The sequence below is a fragment of the Streptomyces sp. NPDC085932 genome (assembly GCF_044540525.1).
Classification (GTDB): domain Bacteria; phylum Actinomycetota; class Actinomycetes; order Streptomycetales; family Streptomycetaceae; genus Streptomyces; species Streptomyces levis.
In genome coordinates this window covers 562,904-579,959 of record NZ_JBITSJ010000002.1, presented here as the reverse complement: position 1 = coordinate 579,959, position 17,056 = coordinate 562,904, and the positions used below count along the sequence as shown (strand labels likewise).

General features: G+C 73.1%; 13 protein-coding genes and 1 pseudogene. 6 read left to right on the top strand and 8 right to left on the bottom strand.

Going from position 1 to position 17,056, the window contains the following annotated elements; all coding sequences use genetic code 11:
• Window positions 1-2: 2 nt before the first annotated feature.
• Together ACIGAQ_RS11790 and ACIGAQ_RS11785 are read right to left on the bottom strand one after the other, a co-directional pair.
• Window positions 3-449 carry a protein phosphatase gene (locus tag ACIGAQ_RS11790; protein ID WP_399783133.1) on the bottom strand — a complete coding sequence of 149 codons (447 nt, stop codon included), beginning with the start codon at window positions 447-449 and terminating at the stop codon, window positions 3-5.
• Window positions 449-849: pseudogene (locus ACIGAQ_RS11785) on the bottom strand (FadR/GntR family transcriptional regulator); the annotation flags it as partial. The pseudogene ACIGAQ_RS11785 and the gene ACIGAQ_RS11790, both read right to left, overlap by 1 nt.
• Before the next feature lie 261 nt (window positions 850-1,110).
• Between ACIGAQ_RS11785 and ACIGAQ_RS11780 the strand changes: the two are divergent.
• The 5 genes from ACIGAQ_RS11780 to ACIGAQ_RS11760 are packed head-to-tail and all read left to right on the top strand — an operon-like array spanning window position 1,111 to window position 7,636.
• Window positions 1,111-2,742: an ABC transporter substrate-binding protein gene (locus ACIGAQ_RS11780; protein ID WP_399781625.1), complete on the top strand. Its 1,632-nt coding sequence runs from the start codon at window positions 1,111-1,113 to the stop codon at window positions 2,740-2,742.
• 4 nt (window positions 2,743-2,746) lie between these two features.
• The gene (locus ACIGAQ_RS11775) at window positions 2,747-3,709 is read left to right on the top strand and encodes an ABC transporter permease (RefSeq protein WP_399781622.1); all 963 of its coding nucleotides are present in this window, start codon (window positions 2,747-2,749) and stop codon (window positions 3,707-3,709) included.
• A gap of 8 nt (window positions 3,710-3,717) precedes the next feature.
• Window positions 3,718-5,691 carry a dipeptide/oligopeptide/nickel ABC transporter permease/ATP-binding protein gene (locus ACIGAQ_RS11770; RefSeq protein ID WP_399781619.1) on the top strand — a complete coding sequence of 658 codons (1,974 nt, stop codon included), beginning with the start codon at window positions 3,718-3,720 and terminating at the stop codon, window positions 5,689-5,691.
• Entirely contained in the window at window positions 5,688-6,707 is a 1,020-nt protein-coding gene (locus ACIGAQ_RS11765; RefSeq protein WP_399781616.1) for an oligopeptide/dipeptide ABC transporter ATP-binding protein, read from the top strand. The genes ACIGAQ_RS11770 and ACIGAQ_RS11765 overlap by 4 nt, the downstream gene beginning before the upstream one ends.
• Window positions 6,704-7,636, top strand: coding sequence for a dihydrodipicolinate synthase family protein (locus ACIGAQ_RS11760; protein ID WP_311686764.1), 933 nt, complete (start codon window positions 6,704-6,706; stop codon window positions 7,634-7,636). The genes ACIGAQ_RS11765 and ACIGAQ_RS11760 overlap by 4 nt, the downstream gene beginning before the upstream one ends.
• On the opposite strand, the gene ACIGAQ_RS11755 is transcribed toward ACIGAQ_RS11760, so the two are convergent.
• The 6 genes from ACIGAQ_RS11755 to leuA all read right to left on the bottom strand — a co-directional run bounded on the left by ACIGAQ_RS11755 (window position 7,633) and on the right by leuA (window position 15,659).
• Window positions 7,633-8,820: an exo-alpha-sialidase gene (locus tag ACIGAQ_RS11755; RefSeq protein WP_399781613.1), complete on the bottom strand. Its 1,188-nt coding sequence runs from the start codon at window positions 8,818-8,820 to the stop codon at window positions 7,633-7,635. The genes ACIGAQ_RS11760 and ACIGAQ_RS11755 overlap by 4 nt on opposite strands.
• A gap of 3 nt (window positions 8,821-8,823) precedes the next feature.
• Window positions 8,824-9,486 carry a response regulator transcription factor gene (locus ACIGAQ_RS11750; protein ID WP_311686767.1) on the bottom strand — a complete coding sequence of 221 codons (663 nt, stop codon included), beginning with the start codon at window positions 9,484-9,486 and terminating at the stop codon, window positions 8,824-8,826.
• The gene (locus ACIGAQ_RS11745) at window positions 9,483-10,736 is read right to left on the bottom strand and encodes a histidine kinase (protein WP_311686769.1); all 1,254 of its coding nucleotides are present in this window, start codon (window positions 10,734-10,736) and stop codon (window positions 9,483-9,485) included. Before ACIGAQ_RS11745 ends, ACIGAQ_RS11750 begins: the two co-directional genes overlap by 4 nt.
• 49 nt (window positions 10,737-10,785) lie before the next feature.
• The gene (locus ACIGAQ_RS11740) at window positions 10,786-12,879 is read right to left on the bottom strand and encodes an MMPL family transporter (RefSeq protein WP_399781608.1); all 2,094 of its coding nucleotides are present in this window, start codon (window positions 12,877-12,879) and stop codon (window positions 10,786-10,788) included.
• Between the two features lie 173 nt (window positions 12,880-13,052).
• A complete protein-coding gene (locus ACIGAQ_RS11735) occupies window positions 13,053-13,751 on the bottom strand; it encodes a TerB family tellurite resistance protein (RefSeq protein ID WP_311686772.1) in 699 nt (232 codons plus the stop codon).
• 186 nt (window positions 13,752-13,937) lie between these two features.
• Window positions 13,938-15,659 carry a 2-isopropylmalate synthase gene (gene leuA / locus ACIGAQ_RS11730; RefSeq protein ID WP_311686774.1) on the bottom strand — a complete coding sequence of 574 codons (1,722 nt, stop codon included), beginning with the start codon at window positions 15,657-15,659 and terminating at the stop codon, window positions 13,938-13,940.
• A 334-nt stretch (window positions 15,660-15,993) separates the two neighbouring features.
• Between leuA and ACIGAQ_RS11725 the strand changes: the two genes are divergently transcribed.
• Window positions 15,994-17,055, top strand: a complete 1,062-nt coding sequence (locus ACIGAQ_RS11725) for a M4 family metallopeptidase (RefSeq protein ID WP_399781604.1) — start codon at window positions 15,994-15,996, stop codon at window positions 17,053-17,055.
• Window position 17,056 lies beyond the last annotated feature (1 nt).

Below are 17,056 nucleotides of genomic sequence, written 5' to 3'. Positions count from 1 at the left end.
GCTCACCCCTGGCCGAACCGGTGGACGTACCGCCGCTGCCAGGGCGTCTCCACGGCCCGCCGGTCGTAGTGCCGCCGGACGTACGCCACGGCCTCCGTCGCGGGTACGCCGTCCAGCACCGCGAGGCAGGCCAGGGCCGTGCCGGTCCGGCCGCGTCCGCCCCCGCAGGCGATCTCCACCCGTTCCCCGGCGGCCCGCTCCCACGCCACGGCCAGAACCGCGTGGGCGGCCGCCGGGTCCACCGGGAGCCGGAAGTCGGGCCAGCGGATCCACTCCGACTCCCAGGGCACCTCGGGCGGCCGGCGGCCCAGCAGGTAGACGCCGTAGGAGGGGTGGGGCGCGGTGGGGTCGAGGGGGTGGCGCAGGCCCCGGCCGCGCACCGACCGGCCGGAGGGCAGGTGCAGGACGCCGGCGTCTCGCTCGCTCCACAGATCGCTCACGTCCGCCATCATGCCCCGTGATCGCCGCGCGGGCAGGGGGTTCGGCCCATGCCCGGCGACGCCTCGGCCAACCGCGCCTCGAGGCCTCGGAAGTGCACGACCACGGCCCGCCGTGCGCCCTCCGCGTCACGGGCGCGCAGAGCGGTGACGACGTCGCGGTGGCGGCGGGCCGTGACCTCGGGCGGGGGTCGTGGGGCCGGCCGCGGGCGCCGGAGACCCGCCGGAAGACCGTCCGGAAGGCGGCGAGGAGCTGCGGGACGAGGTCGTTGCCCGAAGACGCGCAGAGCACCTCGTGGAACTCGCGGTCCGGCCCGGGGAAGGAGCGGTCCGCGCCACTGTCGCCCTTCCCGGCGCCGGCGCCGGTTCCGGCGGCGGCCTCCCTCCGGGTCGCCACCCGCTCCGGCTCGTCCGGGCCCGGACATGCGCCGCATCGCGCCGTGGACGTCCCACGTCCCAGCGCCGGCGGCACCGGATACCGCGGCAGGCCTGACAGGGCGTCAACTCATGCCACTTCGCCGTGCCATTGGTGCGACCTCCGGCGGATGGGCCATTCGTGTGCGATCCCTTGACCGGCCTCACGGCCCCTCCTATGGTCGCGCTGACCGCAGGACGTAGGACGTCGTATCTCCGCAGCCAGTCCCTTCCCCCCAGACCTCTCGCTGGAGGACCCGTGCGCGACGTGACCCCCGACGTGCCGGCGCCGCACCGCCGGTCGTTCCTGAAGTACACCGGCGCGCTGGGCGCGGCCGCGGCCGTCTCCGCGTCCCTGTCGGCCTGCTCGTCCGGGCCCGAGTCCACGAACGACACCGGTGAGGGCGGCAGCGGGGCGAACCGGACGCTGACAGCGGTGATCGGCTACGGCAACGACGGCAGCTGGGACCCCACCCAGACGGCGTCCGCGTTCTCCATGGCCGCCAACCACCACATCTACGAGGGCCTGCTGGACACGGACCCGATCTCCCGGGAGCCGTACGCGGCCCTGGCGACCGAGGTGCCCGAGGACCCGGGCGCCACCTCGTGGAGGTTCGCACTGCGGGAGGGTGCCACCTTCCACGACGGCAGGCCCGTCACCGCCGACGACGTGGTCTTCGTCTTCGACCGGATCCTCGACCCGGACACCCAGACCCTCGCCAAGGGCTTCTTCGCGAGCTGGCTGAAGGAGGTCCGGAAGATCGACTCGCGGCAGGTCGAGCTGGTGCTCCGGTTCCCCTTCCCGGACGGGCTCTCGCGGCTGACCCTCGCCAAGATCATGCCGAGGCACGTGTTCGGGCGGCCCGGCGGCTGGGACGACGCCATCAAGGGCAAGGCGGTCGGCTCGGGCCCCTACCGGCAGACCGCGCACCACCCGAAGTCGAACACGACCTTCGAGGCGTTCGACGCCTACAACGGCCCGCGCAAGCCCGCCTTCCGAAGGATGAACTGGCTGACGATCGTGGACGCGGCCCCCCGCGTCGCCAGGATCTCCGGGTCGAGCGCGGGCGCGCAGATCGCGGACAACATCCCCTACGCCAACATCGGCCAGCTGGAGGGCAGCGGACTCACGGTCGCCGGCGGGGCCGGGATGAACAACCTGTTCCTGATGTTCAACACCCGGCGCAAGCCCTTCGACGACGTACGCGTGCGCCAGGCCCTGCACTACGCCGTCGACACGGAGAAGATGGTGGAGGTCGCCCTCAAGGGCCACGGCCGACCGGCCACTTCCTTCCTCGACGAGAGCAACCCCTCCCACCGCCGGGCCAGGACCGTCTACGACCACGACCCGGACCGGGCGAAGGCGCTGCTGAAGAAGGCCGGGGTCAAGGACCTGAGCATCGACCTCCTGGCGGTGAACGTCAGCTGGATCGTCGACTGCCTGCCGACGATCAAGTCGTCCTGGGACGCGATCGGCGTGCGGACGACCCTGTCCCCGCAGGAGACCACGGCCGTGTTCACGAAGCTGGACCAGAAGCAGGACTACCAGGTCGTGGCCGCCGCCTCGAACCCCAACCAGTTCGGCCTCGACGCCGACCTGATCATGCACTACAACTACGGCCCGGGGAACCTGTGGATGCAGTACACCCGGTGGGCCTCCGACCCCGTCGCCAGACAGCTCTTCAAGGACATGGACCGGGCGACCCGGGAGCCGGACGCCGGGAAGAAGAAGGCGATGGTCCAGGACTACATCGACGTCGTCGCCGAACAGGCCGTGCTCTACCCGGTCGTCCACAACGAGCTGATGACCGCCTGGGACCCGAAGCGGCTCAGCGGCATAAGGGCCCAGCCCTACCCGGGCATCAACCTCGTGCAGGCCAAGTGGGCCTGACGGCATGACGGCCGTCCTGCGGATCCTGCTGCGCCGCGTCGCCCTGCTCGTGCCGCTGCTGCTCGGCATCGTGCTGTTCGTGTTCCTGGTGATGCGGTTCTCGGACGTCGACCCGGCGTCCGCGTTCTTCCAGGGCGCCAACCCGACCCCGCGGCAACTGCACGACTTCCGCGAGGAGCACGGCCTGCTCGACCCGCTGCCCGTGCGCTACGCCGCCTTCGTCGCCGACCTGCTCCACGGCGACCTGGGCACCAGCGCGCTGACCCGGGCACCGGTGATCGACCAGGTGACCACCGCGCTGCCGCTCACCCTCCAGCTCACCTTCCTGGGCCTCGGCATCGCGGTCGTACTGGCCCTGCTGGGCGGCGTCACCGCGGCGATCCACCGGGACCGGCTGCCCGACCAGATCATCCGGGTGGTGTCGCTGACCGGGGTCGCCGCGCCCGGGTTCTGGCTGGCGCTGCTGATGATCCAGTACCTGGCGGTCGACCTGGGCTGGTTCCCGACCGGCGGCTACATCAACCCGGCCGACTCGTTCACCGGCTGGCTGAGGACCATGGCCCTGCCGGCGTGCGCGCTGTCGCTGCCGGTGGCGGCGCAGCTGACCAGGATCGTGCGGACGGCCGTGGTGGAGGAGCTGGACAAGGACTACGTGCGCACGGCGGTCGGCAGCGGGCTGCCGCCCCGGGTGGTGGTCGGGCGCAACGTCCTGCGGAACGCCCTGATCAACCCCCTCACCGTGCTCGGGCTGCGCGTCGGCTATCTGCTGGGCGGCGCGGTCGTCATCGAGACGATCTTCTCGCTGCCCGGCATGGGCAAGCTGATGATCGACGCCGTGAAGAACGGCGACCCGGCCGTCGTCCAGGGCGTCGTGCTGACCACGGCGGCCGGGTTCGTGGTCGTCAACCTGGTCATCGACGTCCTGTACCTGCTGGTCAACCCGCGACTGAGGGATGCGCCCCGATGATGACGCGCATGCTGACCCGCAAGGGCCTCGCCGAGAGGCTGTCCCGGCCCGGGGTGCGGCTGCGCGGCCGGCGCCGGCTGCCGCCGGCGTCGAAGGCCGCCGTCTGCTTCCTGGCGGTCGTCGTCCTCATGGCCCTGCTCGCGCCGCTCCTCGCCCCGCACGACCCGCTCGACCAGCAGCCACCGGCCGACGGCACCGGGCACCCGTCCGCCGGCCACTGGATGGGCCAGGACAGCCTCGGCCGGGACATCCTGAGCCGGCTGATGCACGGGGCGCGCTGGTCGCTCGCGATCGGGCTCGGCGCGACCGGGCTCGCCCTGGTGGCCGGAGCGCTGCTCGGGGCGATCGCCGCGACCTCCCGCAAGGCCGTGGACGAGACGCTGATGCGCTGCCTGGACGTGGTGATGGCGTTCCCCGGCATCGCCCTCGCGGCCGTGCTGGTGGCGGTGTTCGGCGGCGGGATCACGGTGCTGATCTGCGCGATCGCGTTCCTGTTCACACCGCCGGTGGCGCGGGTGGTCCGGGCCAACGTCCTCGACCAGTACGGCGAGGACTACGTGACGGCGGAACGGGTCATCGGTGCCCGCACCCCGCACATCGTGCTGAAGCACGTGGCGGTCAACTGCGCCGCGCCGGTCCTGGTGTTCTGCACGGTCCAGGTCGCCGAGGCGATCGTCTTCGAGGCCTCGCTGTCCTTCATCGGGGCGGGCGTGCGGCCGCCCGACCCGTCGTGGGGCAGCGTCGTCGCCGACGGCAAGAACATGGTGCTGACCGGGGGCTGGTGGGCGACCGTGTTCCCGGGGCTGCTGATGCTCGTCACGGTGCTGTCCCTGAACGTCCTGTCCGAGGGCGTCTCCGACGCGTGGGCGGCCCCGTCGGCCCGGGAGGTGCGGGCGCCCGGCGACGACCGGCTGGAGGCGCCCGAGCCCGGCAGCGGGGAGGTCGTGCCGCTGCCCGGCCTGACGGAGGCCGCCCGCAGGCTGCGGGCCCGGGCCCGGCACGTCCCCAGGGACGGGCAGCCGGTGCTGGCGGTGGAGAACCTCGCCATCAACTTCGACGGGCGGCACGGCGGCGTGGACATCGTGGACGGCATCAGCTTCGAGGTGCACCCCGGCGAAGTCCTGGGACTGGTCGGGGAGTCGGGCTGCGGCAAGTCGCTGACCGCGCTGGCGGTGATGGGCCTCCAGCCGAAGGGGGCACGCGTGCGCGGCCAGGTCCGCTTCCACCAGCGGGACCTGCTCGCCGAGCCGGTGCGCGTCCGCCGCAGGCTGCTCGGCCACGAGATGGCGATGGTGTACCAGGACGCGCTGTCCTCCCTCAACCCGGCCATGACGATCCGCGCCCAGCTCAAGCAGGTCGTACGGCGCGGCGGGCGGCGCTCCCCCGCCGAGCTGCTGACGATGGTCGGCCTGGACCCCGAGCGCACCCTGCGCAGCTACCCGCACGAGCTGTCCGGCGGGCAGCGCCAGCGCGTCCTGATCGCGCTGGCCCTGTCCCGCGACCCGAAGCTGATCGTCGCCGACGAGCCGACGACCGCGCTCGACGTCACCGTGCAGGCACAGGTGATGGAACTGCTGCTGCGGCTGCGCGAGGAGCTGGGCTTCGCGCTGGTCCTGGTCTCGCACGACCTGGCGCTGGTCGCGGACGTCACCGACCGGGTGGTGGTGATGTACGGCGGGCAGATCGTGGAGACCGGCGTCACCGCGGACCTGGTGGAGTCCCCCGCCCACCACTACACGCGCGGCCTGCTCGGCAGCGTGCTGTCGCTGGAGTCGGCCCAGGAGCGCATGACGCAGATCAGGGGCGTCGTGCCGTCCCCGGCCGACTTCCCCGCAGGCTGCCGCTTCGCCGGCCGGTGCCCGCGCGCGAGCGAGGTGTGCCGGACGACGGCGCCCGTCCTGACCGGTACGCGGGCCCACACGGCGGCCTGCCATCACCCGGCCCTGGAACTGGCCACGACGGAGACCGAGGCCGTGTCATGAGCGCCCTGGTGGAGCTGTCCGACGCGCACGTCGTCCACAAGGCCCGCAGCGGCGGGGTGTTCACCCGGGACCGGGTGTACGCGCTGACCGGCGCGGACCTGGCCGTCGCGCCCGGCGAGACGATCGGCGTGGTCGGCGAGTCGGGCTGCGGCAAGTCGACCCTGGCGAAGGTGCTGGTCGGGGTGGAGCGGCCGACCCGCGGCACGGTCGCGTTCCGGGGGCGGGACCTGTGGGCGATGCCGGCCGCCGAGCGCCGCAGGGCCGTCGGCGCGAGCACCGGCATGATCTTCCAGGATCCGTCAACGGCCCTGAACCGCCGGCTGCCCGTCCGGCGGATCCTGCGCGACCCGCTGGACGTGCACGACCGGGGGACCCGTGCGCAACGCGAGGAGCGGGTGCGGGAGCTGATGTCCCTGGTCGGCCTGCCCCGGGCCCTCGCCGACGCCCTGCCCGGCCAGTTGTCGGGCGGGCAGCGCCAGCGCGTCGCCATCGCCCGGGCCCTGGCCCTGGAGCCGGACCTGGTCGTGGCGGACGAGCCGACCAGCGCCCTGGACGTGTCGGTCCGGGCCCAGATCCTCAACCTCCTGCTCGACCTGAAGGAACGCCTGAACCTGGCCCTGGTGTTCGTCTCGCACGACATCCAGACGGTCCGGCGGATGAGCGACCGGGTGATCACCATGTACCTGGGCCGGATCGTCGAGGAGTCCCCGGCCGCCCTGGTCACCGACCGGGCCCGGCACCCGTACACCCGCGCCCTGTTCTCCGCCACGCCCGGCCTGCTCGACCCGATCGAGCCCATCCCGCTGGCCGGTCCCGTCCCCTCGGCGACCCGCCCGCCGAGCGGCTGCCCGTTCCGCACCCGCTGCTGGAAGGCGGACGGCGTCTGCGCGGAACAGATGCCGGGCTTCTCCGCCGCGTCGGCGCCCGCACACCGCTTCCGCTGCCACCATCCTGTCCAGGAGGACGAGTCGACCCGTGACCTCGTCCCCCGGAGCGACCCGATGGAGGCCCCATGACGATCACCCAGCCGGCCGGTGTCATCCCGCCCCTGTGCACACCCCTGACACCGGACGGCGAGGTGGACGTCCCCTCGCTGCTCAGGCTCGTCGACCATCTGGCCGCAGCAGGAGTGCACGGCCTGTTCGTGCTCGGCTCGACCTCCGAGGCGGCCTATCTGACGGACGCCCAGCGCAGGCTGGTGGTCGAGTCGGTCGTCCGTCACGCCGGCGGGCAGCTCCCGGTGCTGGCCGGGGCCATCGACATGACCACGCCCCGGGTGCGGGACCACGTCGCCGCGGTGACGGCGGCGGGCGCGGACGCGGTCGTCGTCACCGCCCCGTTCTACGCCCGCACCCACCCGGCGGAGATCGCCCGCCACTACCGCGCGGTCGCCGCCGCCAGCCCCGTCCCGGTCGTCGCCTACGACATCCCCGTGGCCGTCCACACGAAGCTGCCCGGGGACGTCGTGCTGGAGCTGGCCGCCGACGGCGTCCTGGCAGGGCTGAAGGACTCCAGCGGCGATCTGGCCGCCTTCCGGCAGGTCGTGACCGGCGTCCGCGACCACCAGGGCATCACCGGCTTCAGCGTGCTCACCGGATCCGAGCTGATCGCCGACGCGGCCCTGGCGATCGGCGCGGACGGTGTGGTGCCCGGCCTCGGCAACGTCGACCCGCACGGCTACGTCCGCCTGGACCGCCTGTGCCGCGCCGGGGACGCGGAGGGGGCCCGGGCCGAACAGGAGCGGCTGTGCGCCCTGTTCGGCCTGGTATCGGTGGGCGACCCGGCCCGCATGGGCCCGGGCTCCTCCGCGATCGGTGCGTTCAAGGCAGCGCTGCACCTGCGGGGCGTGATCGACTGCCCGCTGACGGCCGAGCCGCAGGTGCCGCTGTCGCCGGACGAGGTGGAGCGGGTCGGGAAGTACCTGGCCGCGGCGGGGCTGCTCTAGAGCTCCCCGGCCGGAATCCGGCGGAACTCGATCGTCTCGTAGGTCCCCCGGACGCCGGTCTCGTAGAGGACCCCCACCGTCCCGCGGCCGAGCGGCACCAGGTCGGAGTAGGCCGCGGGCTGCGTGGAGAGCGTCAGCGCCTTGGTGAAGGTGGCGCCGCCGTCGGTGCTGCGCCACACGGCCATGGCCCGGCGGGCGGTCGGGACGGACGGGCCGGAGAACAGCAACGGGGCGCGGCGGCCGGCCGGTTGCAGCACGCTCCCCTGGACGACCGGGACGTCGTCCAGGGTGGGCTGCGCGGCGTAGGGCCGGTCGAGGGAGGCGCCGCCGTCGCTCGACCGGCTGTCGAGGCGGTGGCCCGGGCTGCTGCCGTGCTGGTCACGGGCGTTGAAGTACACGTCCCCGTCGGGGAGTTGGGCGGCGGTGGACTCGTTGGCGTTGTGCGTGCCGTCGTAGGAGTCGTCGACGAAGCCGAGCCGCCAGGTCCGGCCGCCGTCGTCGCTGAGGAGGGCGTGGGCGCCGTAGTGGCGGGGTTCCCTGCCGGTGCCCGGGGAGCCGGGCGGCGGGGACGCCGAGTGGTTGGCGGGGACGACCAGACGGCCCGCGTACGGGCCCCGGGTGAGGGCGAGCGCGTGGCCGGGGCCGGTCGCGTACCAGCGCCAGGAGGGGTGTTTCACCTGCGCGGTGATCTCGCGGGGCGCGGTGAAGCGGCGGCCGTCGTCCCGGCTGCGCTGCACGAAGACGCGGCGGCTCTGTTCGGGCGTGACCTCCCCGCGCATGATCTGCGCCTCCGTCACGTCACCGCTGTTGTAGGAGGTCAGGAGCACGACGGCGCCGCTGCGCGGGTCGACGACGGGTGCCGGGTTGCCCCGGGTGTCGCCGTCCCCGGCGGCGACGACGGTGAGCGGGCCCCAGGTGCAGCCGCCGTCCGCCGAGCGTCTCAGCACGACGTCGATGTCGCCGCTGTCGCCCGCCCCGCCCCGTCTGCCCTCGGCGAAGGCGAGGACCGTGCCCCGGGGCGTGGTGACGACGGCGGGGATGCGGTACGTGGCGTAGCCGCCCTCGCCCGAGACGTACGGGACGGAGGAGGTGCAGCCGGGGGCGGCCGAGGCGGTGGCGGCTCCCGCGGTGAGGGGGGTGAGGAGGACCGAGGTGACCAGGAGGGTGCGGCTGAGGAGTCTCATCCCTCAGATGCTCCCCGGCGTCACCATCCCCGACTCGTACGCCACGATGACCAGCTGCGCCCGGTCCCGCGCCGCCAGTTTGCCCATGATGCGGCTGACGTGGGTCTTCGCGGTCAGCGGGCTCAGACCCAACGCCTCCGCTATCTCGGTGTTGTTGAGGCCGCGCGCGACCAGCGTGAGCACTTCCCGCTCACGGTCGGACAGGCACTCGGGCCCGCCGGCCGGCGGCGGCGTGGGACTGCGCAGGAACCGCTCGATCAGCCGTGCCGTGGGCCCGGGCGACAGCAGGGACTCACCGGCCGCGACGGTCCTGATGCCGTCCAGGAGTTCGGCCGGCCGGGTGTCCTTGACGAGGAACCCGGACGCGCCGGCGCGCAGGGCGTCGACGATGTTCTCGTCGGTGTCGTACGTGGTGAGCACGAGCACCCGGACGCCCGCGAGGTCCTCGTCGGCCGCGATGAGCCGGGTGGCCTCGATGCCGTCCAGGTCGGGCATACGGATGTCCATCACCACCAGGTCGGCGCGTGTGGCGCGGGCCAGTTCCACGGCCTGCCGGCCGGTGGCGGCCTGGCCGACGACCGCCATGTCCCGGGCCGAGTCCACGAGCATCGCGAACGCCTCGCGCACCAGGGTCTGGTCGTCCGCGAGCAGCACCCGAATCGTCATCCGGTCCTCTCCCCCGTCGTGGTCAGCGGCAGGACCGCCGTCACCTCGAAACCGCCCCCGGCCCGCGGTCCGGCGTCGAGTGTGCCACCCACGCTGCGGGCCCGCTCCCGCATCCCGACCAGCCCGAAGCCCGGGGTGCCGCCCGCGGCCGGTCCGGCGCCGTCGTCGCTGACCGACACGTGCAGGGCGCCCGCCCGCTCGTCCAGCGCGACCCGGACGGCCGGTCCGGGTCCGGCGTGCCGTACGGCGTTGGTGAGGGCCTCCTGCACGATGCGGTAGGCGGCGGCGCCGACGGCGGGCGGCGCGTGCCGTATCCGTACCGTCTGCTCGACCCGGGCACCGGCGAGCCGGGCGGCCTCCGCCAGGTCGGGCAGCCCGTCCAGGCCCGGCAGCGGGCCGCGGGCGTCGGCGCTGCCGTGCGCGGCGTCGTGGGCGCGCAGCACCTCCAGCGTCGTGCGCAGTTCGCCGCGGGCGCTGCGGCACGTCTCGGCGATGTCGTCCAGGGCCTTGGCGACCGCCTCCCGGTCCAGCCGCTCCGGATCGGCGGACAGCACGTGGGCGGCGACGGAGGTCTGCACTCCGATCAGGGTGATGCTGTGGGCCAGCAGGTCGTGCAGGTCGCGGGCGATCCGCAGCCGTTCCTCGGCGACGCGCCGCCGGGCCTCCTCCTCCCGGGTGCGTTCGGCCCGTTCGGCGCGCTCCACGATGGAGGCGACGTACTGGCGGTAGAAGCGCACGTCGACGCCGCAGAACAGCACGGCGACGACCCAGCCGGAGATCTTCAGCAGCTCCAGTGCCTCGTGGGCGCTGACGGTGAGCATCACGCTGACGGAGAGGGCGATGACCCCCGTCCCGACCAGGACCGTGCGCAGCGGGCGGCCGGTGACGGCGACGGTGTAGAGGGCGATGTAGGTGGCCGGGGTGGGCGCGGAGTGGACGTGGTCCAGCGCGTGGTACGGCGCGACACAGGCCACGATCAGCGCCAGCACGAGCAGCGGCCGGCGCCGCCGCCAGGGCAGCGGGGCGTGGGCGGCGAGCAGCAGCGTCCAGCCGAGGGCGTCGGGCTCGCGCCCGTCGTCGACGAACAGCGCGATGCCGGCCGCGAGCACCGCCGCGACGAAGGCGAGCAGCGTGTCGTTGCGGACGGCGTGCGGGGCGGTCAGGGGGTCGCGGTTGACGGCGGCCATGACCCGCTCGGCGGTTCGCGACCGGCTCGTGGCCGCGGTGGTGGGTTGCTGCACGGGCATCATCCTCGGCGAGGAAGGCGTCCCTCCGGGAGGGGAGGGACGCCGTCGGCGGTCAGGTGACGTGCGCGGACACGGGCTCGTCCCGCGTCGCCGGGGTGGCCCGCCGCGGTGCGCGCGAGAGCCCGCCCGGCCACCACATCCGCCGTTTGAGCAGCACACTGGCCGTGGTCACCAGGTACGTCCGCACCAGGAACGTGTCCAGCAGCACCCCGACGGCGATGACGAACCCGAGCTCGACCAGGCCGACCATCGGCAGGGTCGTCAGCACCGCGAACGTCGCCGCCAGCACGACCCCCGCCGAGGCGATCACCCCGCCGGTCGTCCGCAGCGCGGTCAGCGCCGCCGCCTCCGGTTCGGCACCCCGCACGGACTCCTCCCGCATGCGGTGCATCAGGAAGATGCCGTAGTCGACCCCGAGGGCGACCAGGAACACGAACGACAGCAGCCCGAGCCCGGGATCCGTCCCGCCGAAGCCGAGCACCGGCTCGAACACCAGCCCGCCGATGCCGAGCGCCGCGCCCCACACCGCGACCACCGCCACCAGCAGCAGCAGCGGCGCGACCAGACTGCGCAACAGCCCCACCAGGATGACGAACACGGCGGCCAGCACCAGCGGCACGATCACCTTGCGGTCCCGCGCCTCGGCGGCGGCGAGATCGATCTGCTGGGCGCTGGGCCCGCCGACGTACGCGCCCTCGGGGTCGAGTCCGGCGCGCAGGGCCTCGACGGTGCGGGTCTCGGCCGGGGTCTCCGGCGGCGCGGTGGCGAAGACGGCGATCTCGGTCCAGCCCGACCCGCTGCGCCCGGGCACCGCCTCGGCGACCCCGTCGGTCACCCGGGCCCGCGCCAGGACCGCCTCGGCCGCGCCGTCGGGCGCGATGACGGTCAGGGGCCGGCTGCTGCGCTCGGGGTATTCCCGCGCCAGCGTCCGCATCGCGGTGATGGACTCGGGCCGCTCGGTGAAGGAGTCCTCCTGCTTGATGCTGCCGGACAGGTTCAGCGTGCCGAGGGCGAGCGCGCCGAGCAGTACGCCTCCGCCGACGAGCACGGCGGCGGGCCGGCGCGTCGCCGAGGTGCCCATCGCGGCGAACAGCGACCGCCGGGCCTTGGGCTCGCTGCCGAAGGCGGGGACCAGTGGCCAGAACACCCGCCGCCCGAGCAGGACCAGCACCGCGGGCAGCAGCGTCGTCATGGCGACCAGCGCCGCGAGCACCCCGGCCATGCCGACCGGCCCCATGCCGCTGCTGCTGTTGAGGTCGGCGGCGAGCAGGCACAGCAGCCCGGCCGCGACGGTCCCCGAGGAGGCGAGGACGGCCGGCCCGCAGCCGCGCAGGGCGGCGCGCATGGCGTCGTAGGGGCGCTCGTGGCGGCGCAGTTCCTCGCGGTAGCGGGAGACGATCAGCAGCGCGTAGTCGGTGCCGGCGCCGAGGACGAGGACGGTCATCACGCCGCCGCTCTGTCCGGTGACGGTGACGCCGAACAGTTCGTGCAGTCCGTACCCGGCGGCCATCGCCACGGCGGCGGCGACGCCCGCGACGGCGAGCGGGACCAGCCACAGGAAGGGGCTGCGGTAGATGAGCACGAGCAGCACGGTGACGACGGCGAGCGTGGCGAGCAGCAGGGTGGCGTCGAGCGTCTCGAACACCTTGTTCATGTCGGTGTTCAGCGCCCCCGGTCCGCCGACCTCGACGGTGAGTCCGCCGCCGCCCTCGGCGATCTCCCGCACGCCGTCGACGAAGGCGTCCCGGGCCTCCTCGTCCTGGCCCGGCTGGGTGCTGGAGACCGGGTACATCAGGGTGGTGCCGTCCTTCGACGGCACGCCCCGCGGCTCACCGGCCAGGTCGTGGGCGGCGCGCACCTCGGCGATCTGCTCGGCGGCGGTGCGCCGGTCGGCGTCGGTGAGTCCGCCGCCGCGGTGGTACACCAGCACCAGGTCGGTCGACTCGCCGCCCGGCAACTCGTCCTGGATGCGCGCCACCTGCGTGGAGTCGGCGCTGTCGGGCAGGTAGTCGACCGCGCGGTTCTGCTGGATGTCGGCGAACCTGCCGGCGAGCGGCCCGAGCAGCACGAGCGCGGCGATCCACAGCCCCACCACCACCCAGGGCACGGCCCGCCGCCGCCCCGTACGCGTCCTTACGGCCCCCATCTGTCCGGCTCCCTCCGGTCGGGTGTCTGGAACGGACTCCAGACTCCCGGCGCGCGGGGTCCGGCACGTCGGGCGTGAGACCGAGCCGGGGGTTACTGCGTGGGGCGGTGCGGCGGACGGATTACTCCCCGGGGAGTACCGCCGGTGCCACGACGGCGTACGGGCCGCCGGTGCTACGAGGGCGTACGGGCCGCCGCCGCGAGCAGGCGGGTGACGTCGTCGGAGCAGATCGTGAGCGCCGCTCCGACGGTCGCGAGGACGTCCCGCTCGGCCGGGGTGTACGGCCCGTCCGCCAGGGCGATGCGCGCGCCCTGCAGCAGGATCGATTCGCGGCCGACGGTGGCCAGGTGCGGGGTGAGCGGGTCGAGGGCCTCGTGGAGCTCTATGGCCAGCCCGGCGCCGCAGGGTTCGCCGGTGATGCGGCCGGTGTCCGCCTCCAGCGCCTCGACGAGGGCGGCCAGCTGCTCCTCGGTGCAGTCGTCGAAGCCGGCCGCGCGCACGGCGAGCACGGCGGACTCCAGCGCCGTACGGGATCCGGCGCCGCCCGCGGCGAGGACCGCGAGGGCGACGGTGTGCACCGCGTCGCGGAGCATCGCCGAGAAGCGCGTGGTGGTCGGGTGGTCGAGGACGTCGGTGCCGAAGTGGCGGCGGCAGGCGGCGCACTCCACGACCGGTCCGGTCTCGCCGCGCGGCAGCACGGGCACGCCGAGCAGGGTGAAGCGGCGCTGTCCGGTCAGCCGCTGGTAGTTGCGGTCTCCGCCGCAGCCGGGGCAGAAGAACTCCCCGTCGCCGGCGGCCGTCCACGCGGTACGGGTGCCCAGGATGCGGGCAAGCCCGGCGGCACGGCCGTTTCGTCCCCGTCCTGGCAGCACGTCGCACCTCCGTCACGCCGCGCGGCAACGCCGCCGCGCTTGCGTGATGTTAGCCACATCCGCGAGGAGGAGTCAGCACCCCGGAGGAGACCTTTCCGTGACCCTCACAGGGATTGGCCGGTATGTGACGGGGCTCCGCCCGCCGGACATCGGCGGACGGAGCCCTCAAACCGCCTGCGAGGCTGGTCAGCGCGTCGCGCGGTTGACGGCCGAGACGACGGCCTTCAGGGAGGCGCGCGTCGTGTTCGCGTCGATTCCGATCCCCCACAGGACCTTGTCGTCGATGGCGCACTCGATGTAGGAGGCGGCCTGCGCGGAGGCGCCCTCGCTCATCGTGTGCTCCTGGTAGTCCAGCAGGCGTACGTCGATGCCGATGGACTGCAGGGCGTCGAAGAACGCCGAGATGGGGCCGTTGCCGGAGCCGGTGAGGACGGTGTCCTGGCCGTCGACCGTGGCCTCCACCTGCAGCGTGTCCACGCCGTCGGTGTCGGTGGTCGACTGGTTGTTCTTGACCTGGATCCGGCCCCAGGGGTTGTCCGGGTTGGGCAGGTACTCGTCCTGGAAGACGGCCCAGATGTCCTTCGGCGTGACCTCGCCGCCCTCGGCGTCGGTCTTGGCCTGGATGAGCTTGGAGAACTCGATCTGCATCCGGCGCGGCAGGTCCAGCTTGTGGTCGTTCTTCAGGACGTAGGCGATACCGCCCTTGCCGGACTGCGAGTTGACCCGGATGACGGCCTCGTAGGAGCGGCCGACGTCCTTGGGGTCGATGGGCAGGTAGGGGACCGCCCACTCGATGTCGTCGACGGTGACGCCCTTCGCCTTCGCGTCGGCCTCCATGGCGTCGAAGCCCTTCTTGATGGCGTCCTGGTGGGAGCCGGAGAAGGACGTGTAGACCAGGTCGCCCACGTACGGGTGGCGCGGGTGGACCTCCATCTGGTTGCAGTACTCCCACGTGCGACGGATCTCGTCGATGTCGGAGAAGTCGATCTGCGGGTCGACGCCCTGGGAGAAGAGGTTCATGCCCAGGGTGACCAGGTCGACGTTGCCGGTGCGCTCGCCCTGGCCGAACAGGCAGCCCTCGACGCGATCGGCGCCGGCCATCAGGGCCAGCTCGGCGGCGGCGACGGCGGTGCCGCGGTCGTTGTGCGGGTGGATCGACAGGCAGACGTGCTCGCGGCGGGAGAGGTTGCGGCCCATCCACTCGAAGCGGTCGGCGTGCGTGGAGGGGGTGGAGCGCTCGACGGTGGCGGGCAGGTTGAGGATGATCTCGCGGCCCGGGCCGGGCTGCCAGACGTCCATGACCGCCTCGCAGACCTCCAGCGCGAAGTCCAGCTCCGTGTCGGTGAAGATCTCGGGGCTGTACTGGTAGCCGAACTCGGTCTCGGGGCCCAGCAGCTTCTCGGCGTACTCCATGACCAGGCGGGTGCCGTCGACGGCGATCTGCTTGATGTCGTCCTTGGAGCCGCGGAAGACGACCCGGCGGAAGACGGGGGCCGTGGCGTTGTAGAGGTGGACCGTGGCGCGCCTGGCGCCCTTCAGGGACTCGACGGTCCGCTCGATCAGGTCCTCGCGGGCCTGGGTCAGCACGGAGATCGTGACGTCGTCGGGGATGGCCCCCGGCTCCTCGATGATGGAGCGCACGAAGTCGAAGTCCGTCTGGCCCGAGGCCGGGAAGCCGACCTCGATCTCCTTGTAGCCCATCTTGACCAGCAGGTCGAACATGGCGCGCTTGCGGGCGGGCGACATGGGGTCGATCAGGGCCTGGTTGCCGTCGCGCAGGTCGGTGGAGAGCCAGCGGGGGGCGGTGGTGATGCGCGCTTCCGGCCAGGTGCGGTCCGGGATGTCGACCTGCTCGTAGCGGCCGTACTTGTGGATCGGCATGGAACTGGGCTGCTGGCGGTTCGCCATGATGCTGTGGGCTCCTCAGAGGGTGTCCGGAAGGACGGCCGACGACGCAGCACCAAGCTCCGCGGGGAGGGAGTCGGCCTCGACTACAGGCCCTCGCCGCGGCAGCTAAGGAGAAGCAGCCCGAAACGCATGATGCGCAGCATGCTAGCCGAGCCCCTTCCTGCGCGTGGGGTCGTATCAGTATGCGGGACCGGCCACGCAAACGGGACAAAAAGTGCGCTACACCACTTCGCCCTAGCACTCACCACGGAGTGTGAGGGTCGTTGTCCCGGTATTTCACCAATCATGGTGGCGACTGGTGACAGGCTCGTCACACAGTGCAAGGGTGCCGGGCATGACGACTCACGGGGGCTTCGAGCCCGTCTTCTGCACCATCGTCCCGCCCCACGTCCTCGACCGGCTCGCCCAGGCCGAGGACCCCGCGCTCGCCGGACCCGCCCGCCGCACCCTGCAGCGCGACGCCTACGAGCGCACCCAGCGCCGCCTGACCACCGTCCTCGGCGCCACCGCCGTCCCCTCGGCCGCCGACGGCAAGCCGCAGCGCACCGTCCACGACGCCCGGCACGGCACCGACCTGCCCGGCCACCGGGTCCGCGGCGAGGGCGACGCCCCCGGCGAGGACGCCACCGTCAACCGGGCCTACGCCGGACTCGGCGCGACCTTCGACCTGTTCCTGCGCGCCTTCGGACGCGACTCGATCGACGGCAACGGCCTGCCGCTGAACGCGACCGTGCACTACGACCGCGACTACAACAACGCCTTCTGGAACGGCGAGCAGATGGTCTTCGGCGACGGGGACGGCGAGATCTTCCTCGACTTCACCCTCCCGATCGACGTCATCGGCCACGAACTCGCCCACGGCGTCACGCAGTACACGGCCAACCTCACCTACTTCGGCCAGCCCGGCGCGCTCAACGAGTCCCTGTCGGACGTCTTCGGCGCGCTGATCAAGCAGTACACGCTCGGCCAGACCGCCGCCGAGGCCGACTGGCTGATCGGCGCCGGGCTGCTCGCCCCGCGGGTGACCGGCAAGGCGCTGCGCTCCATGAAGGAGCCGGGCACGGCGTACGACGACGACGTGCTGGGCAAGGACCCGCAGCCCGCGACCATGGACGACTTCGTCCGCACCGGCCGCGACAACGGCGGCGTCCACATCAACTCGGGCATCCCCAACCACGCCTTCTACCTCGCCGCCACGGCCCTCGGCGGCCCCGCCTGGGAGCGCGCGGGCCAGGTCTGGTACGACGTGCTGACCGGCGGCGAGCTGAAGGAGCAGGCGCTGTTCGCCGACTTCGCCACGCTCACCGTCAAGGCCGCCCGGGAGCGCTTCGGCGACGGTGAGGAACTCGACGCCGTGGCAAAGGCCTGGGAGCAGGTCGGGGTGCGGACGCTGTAGT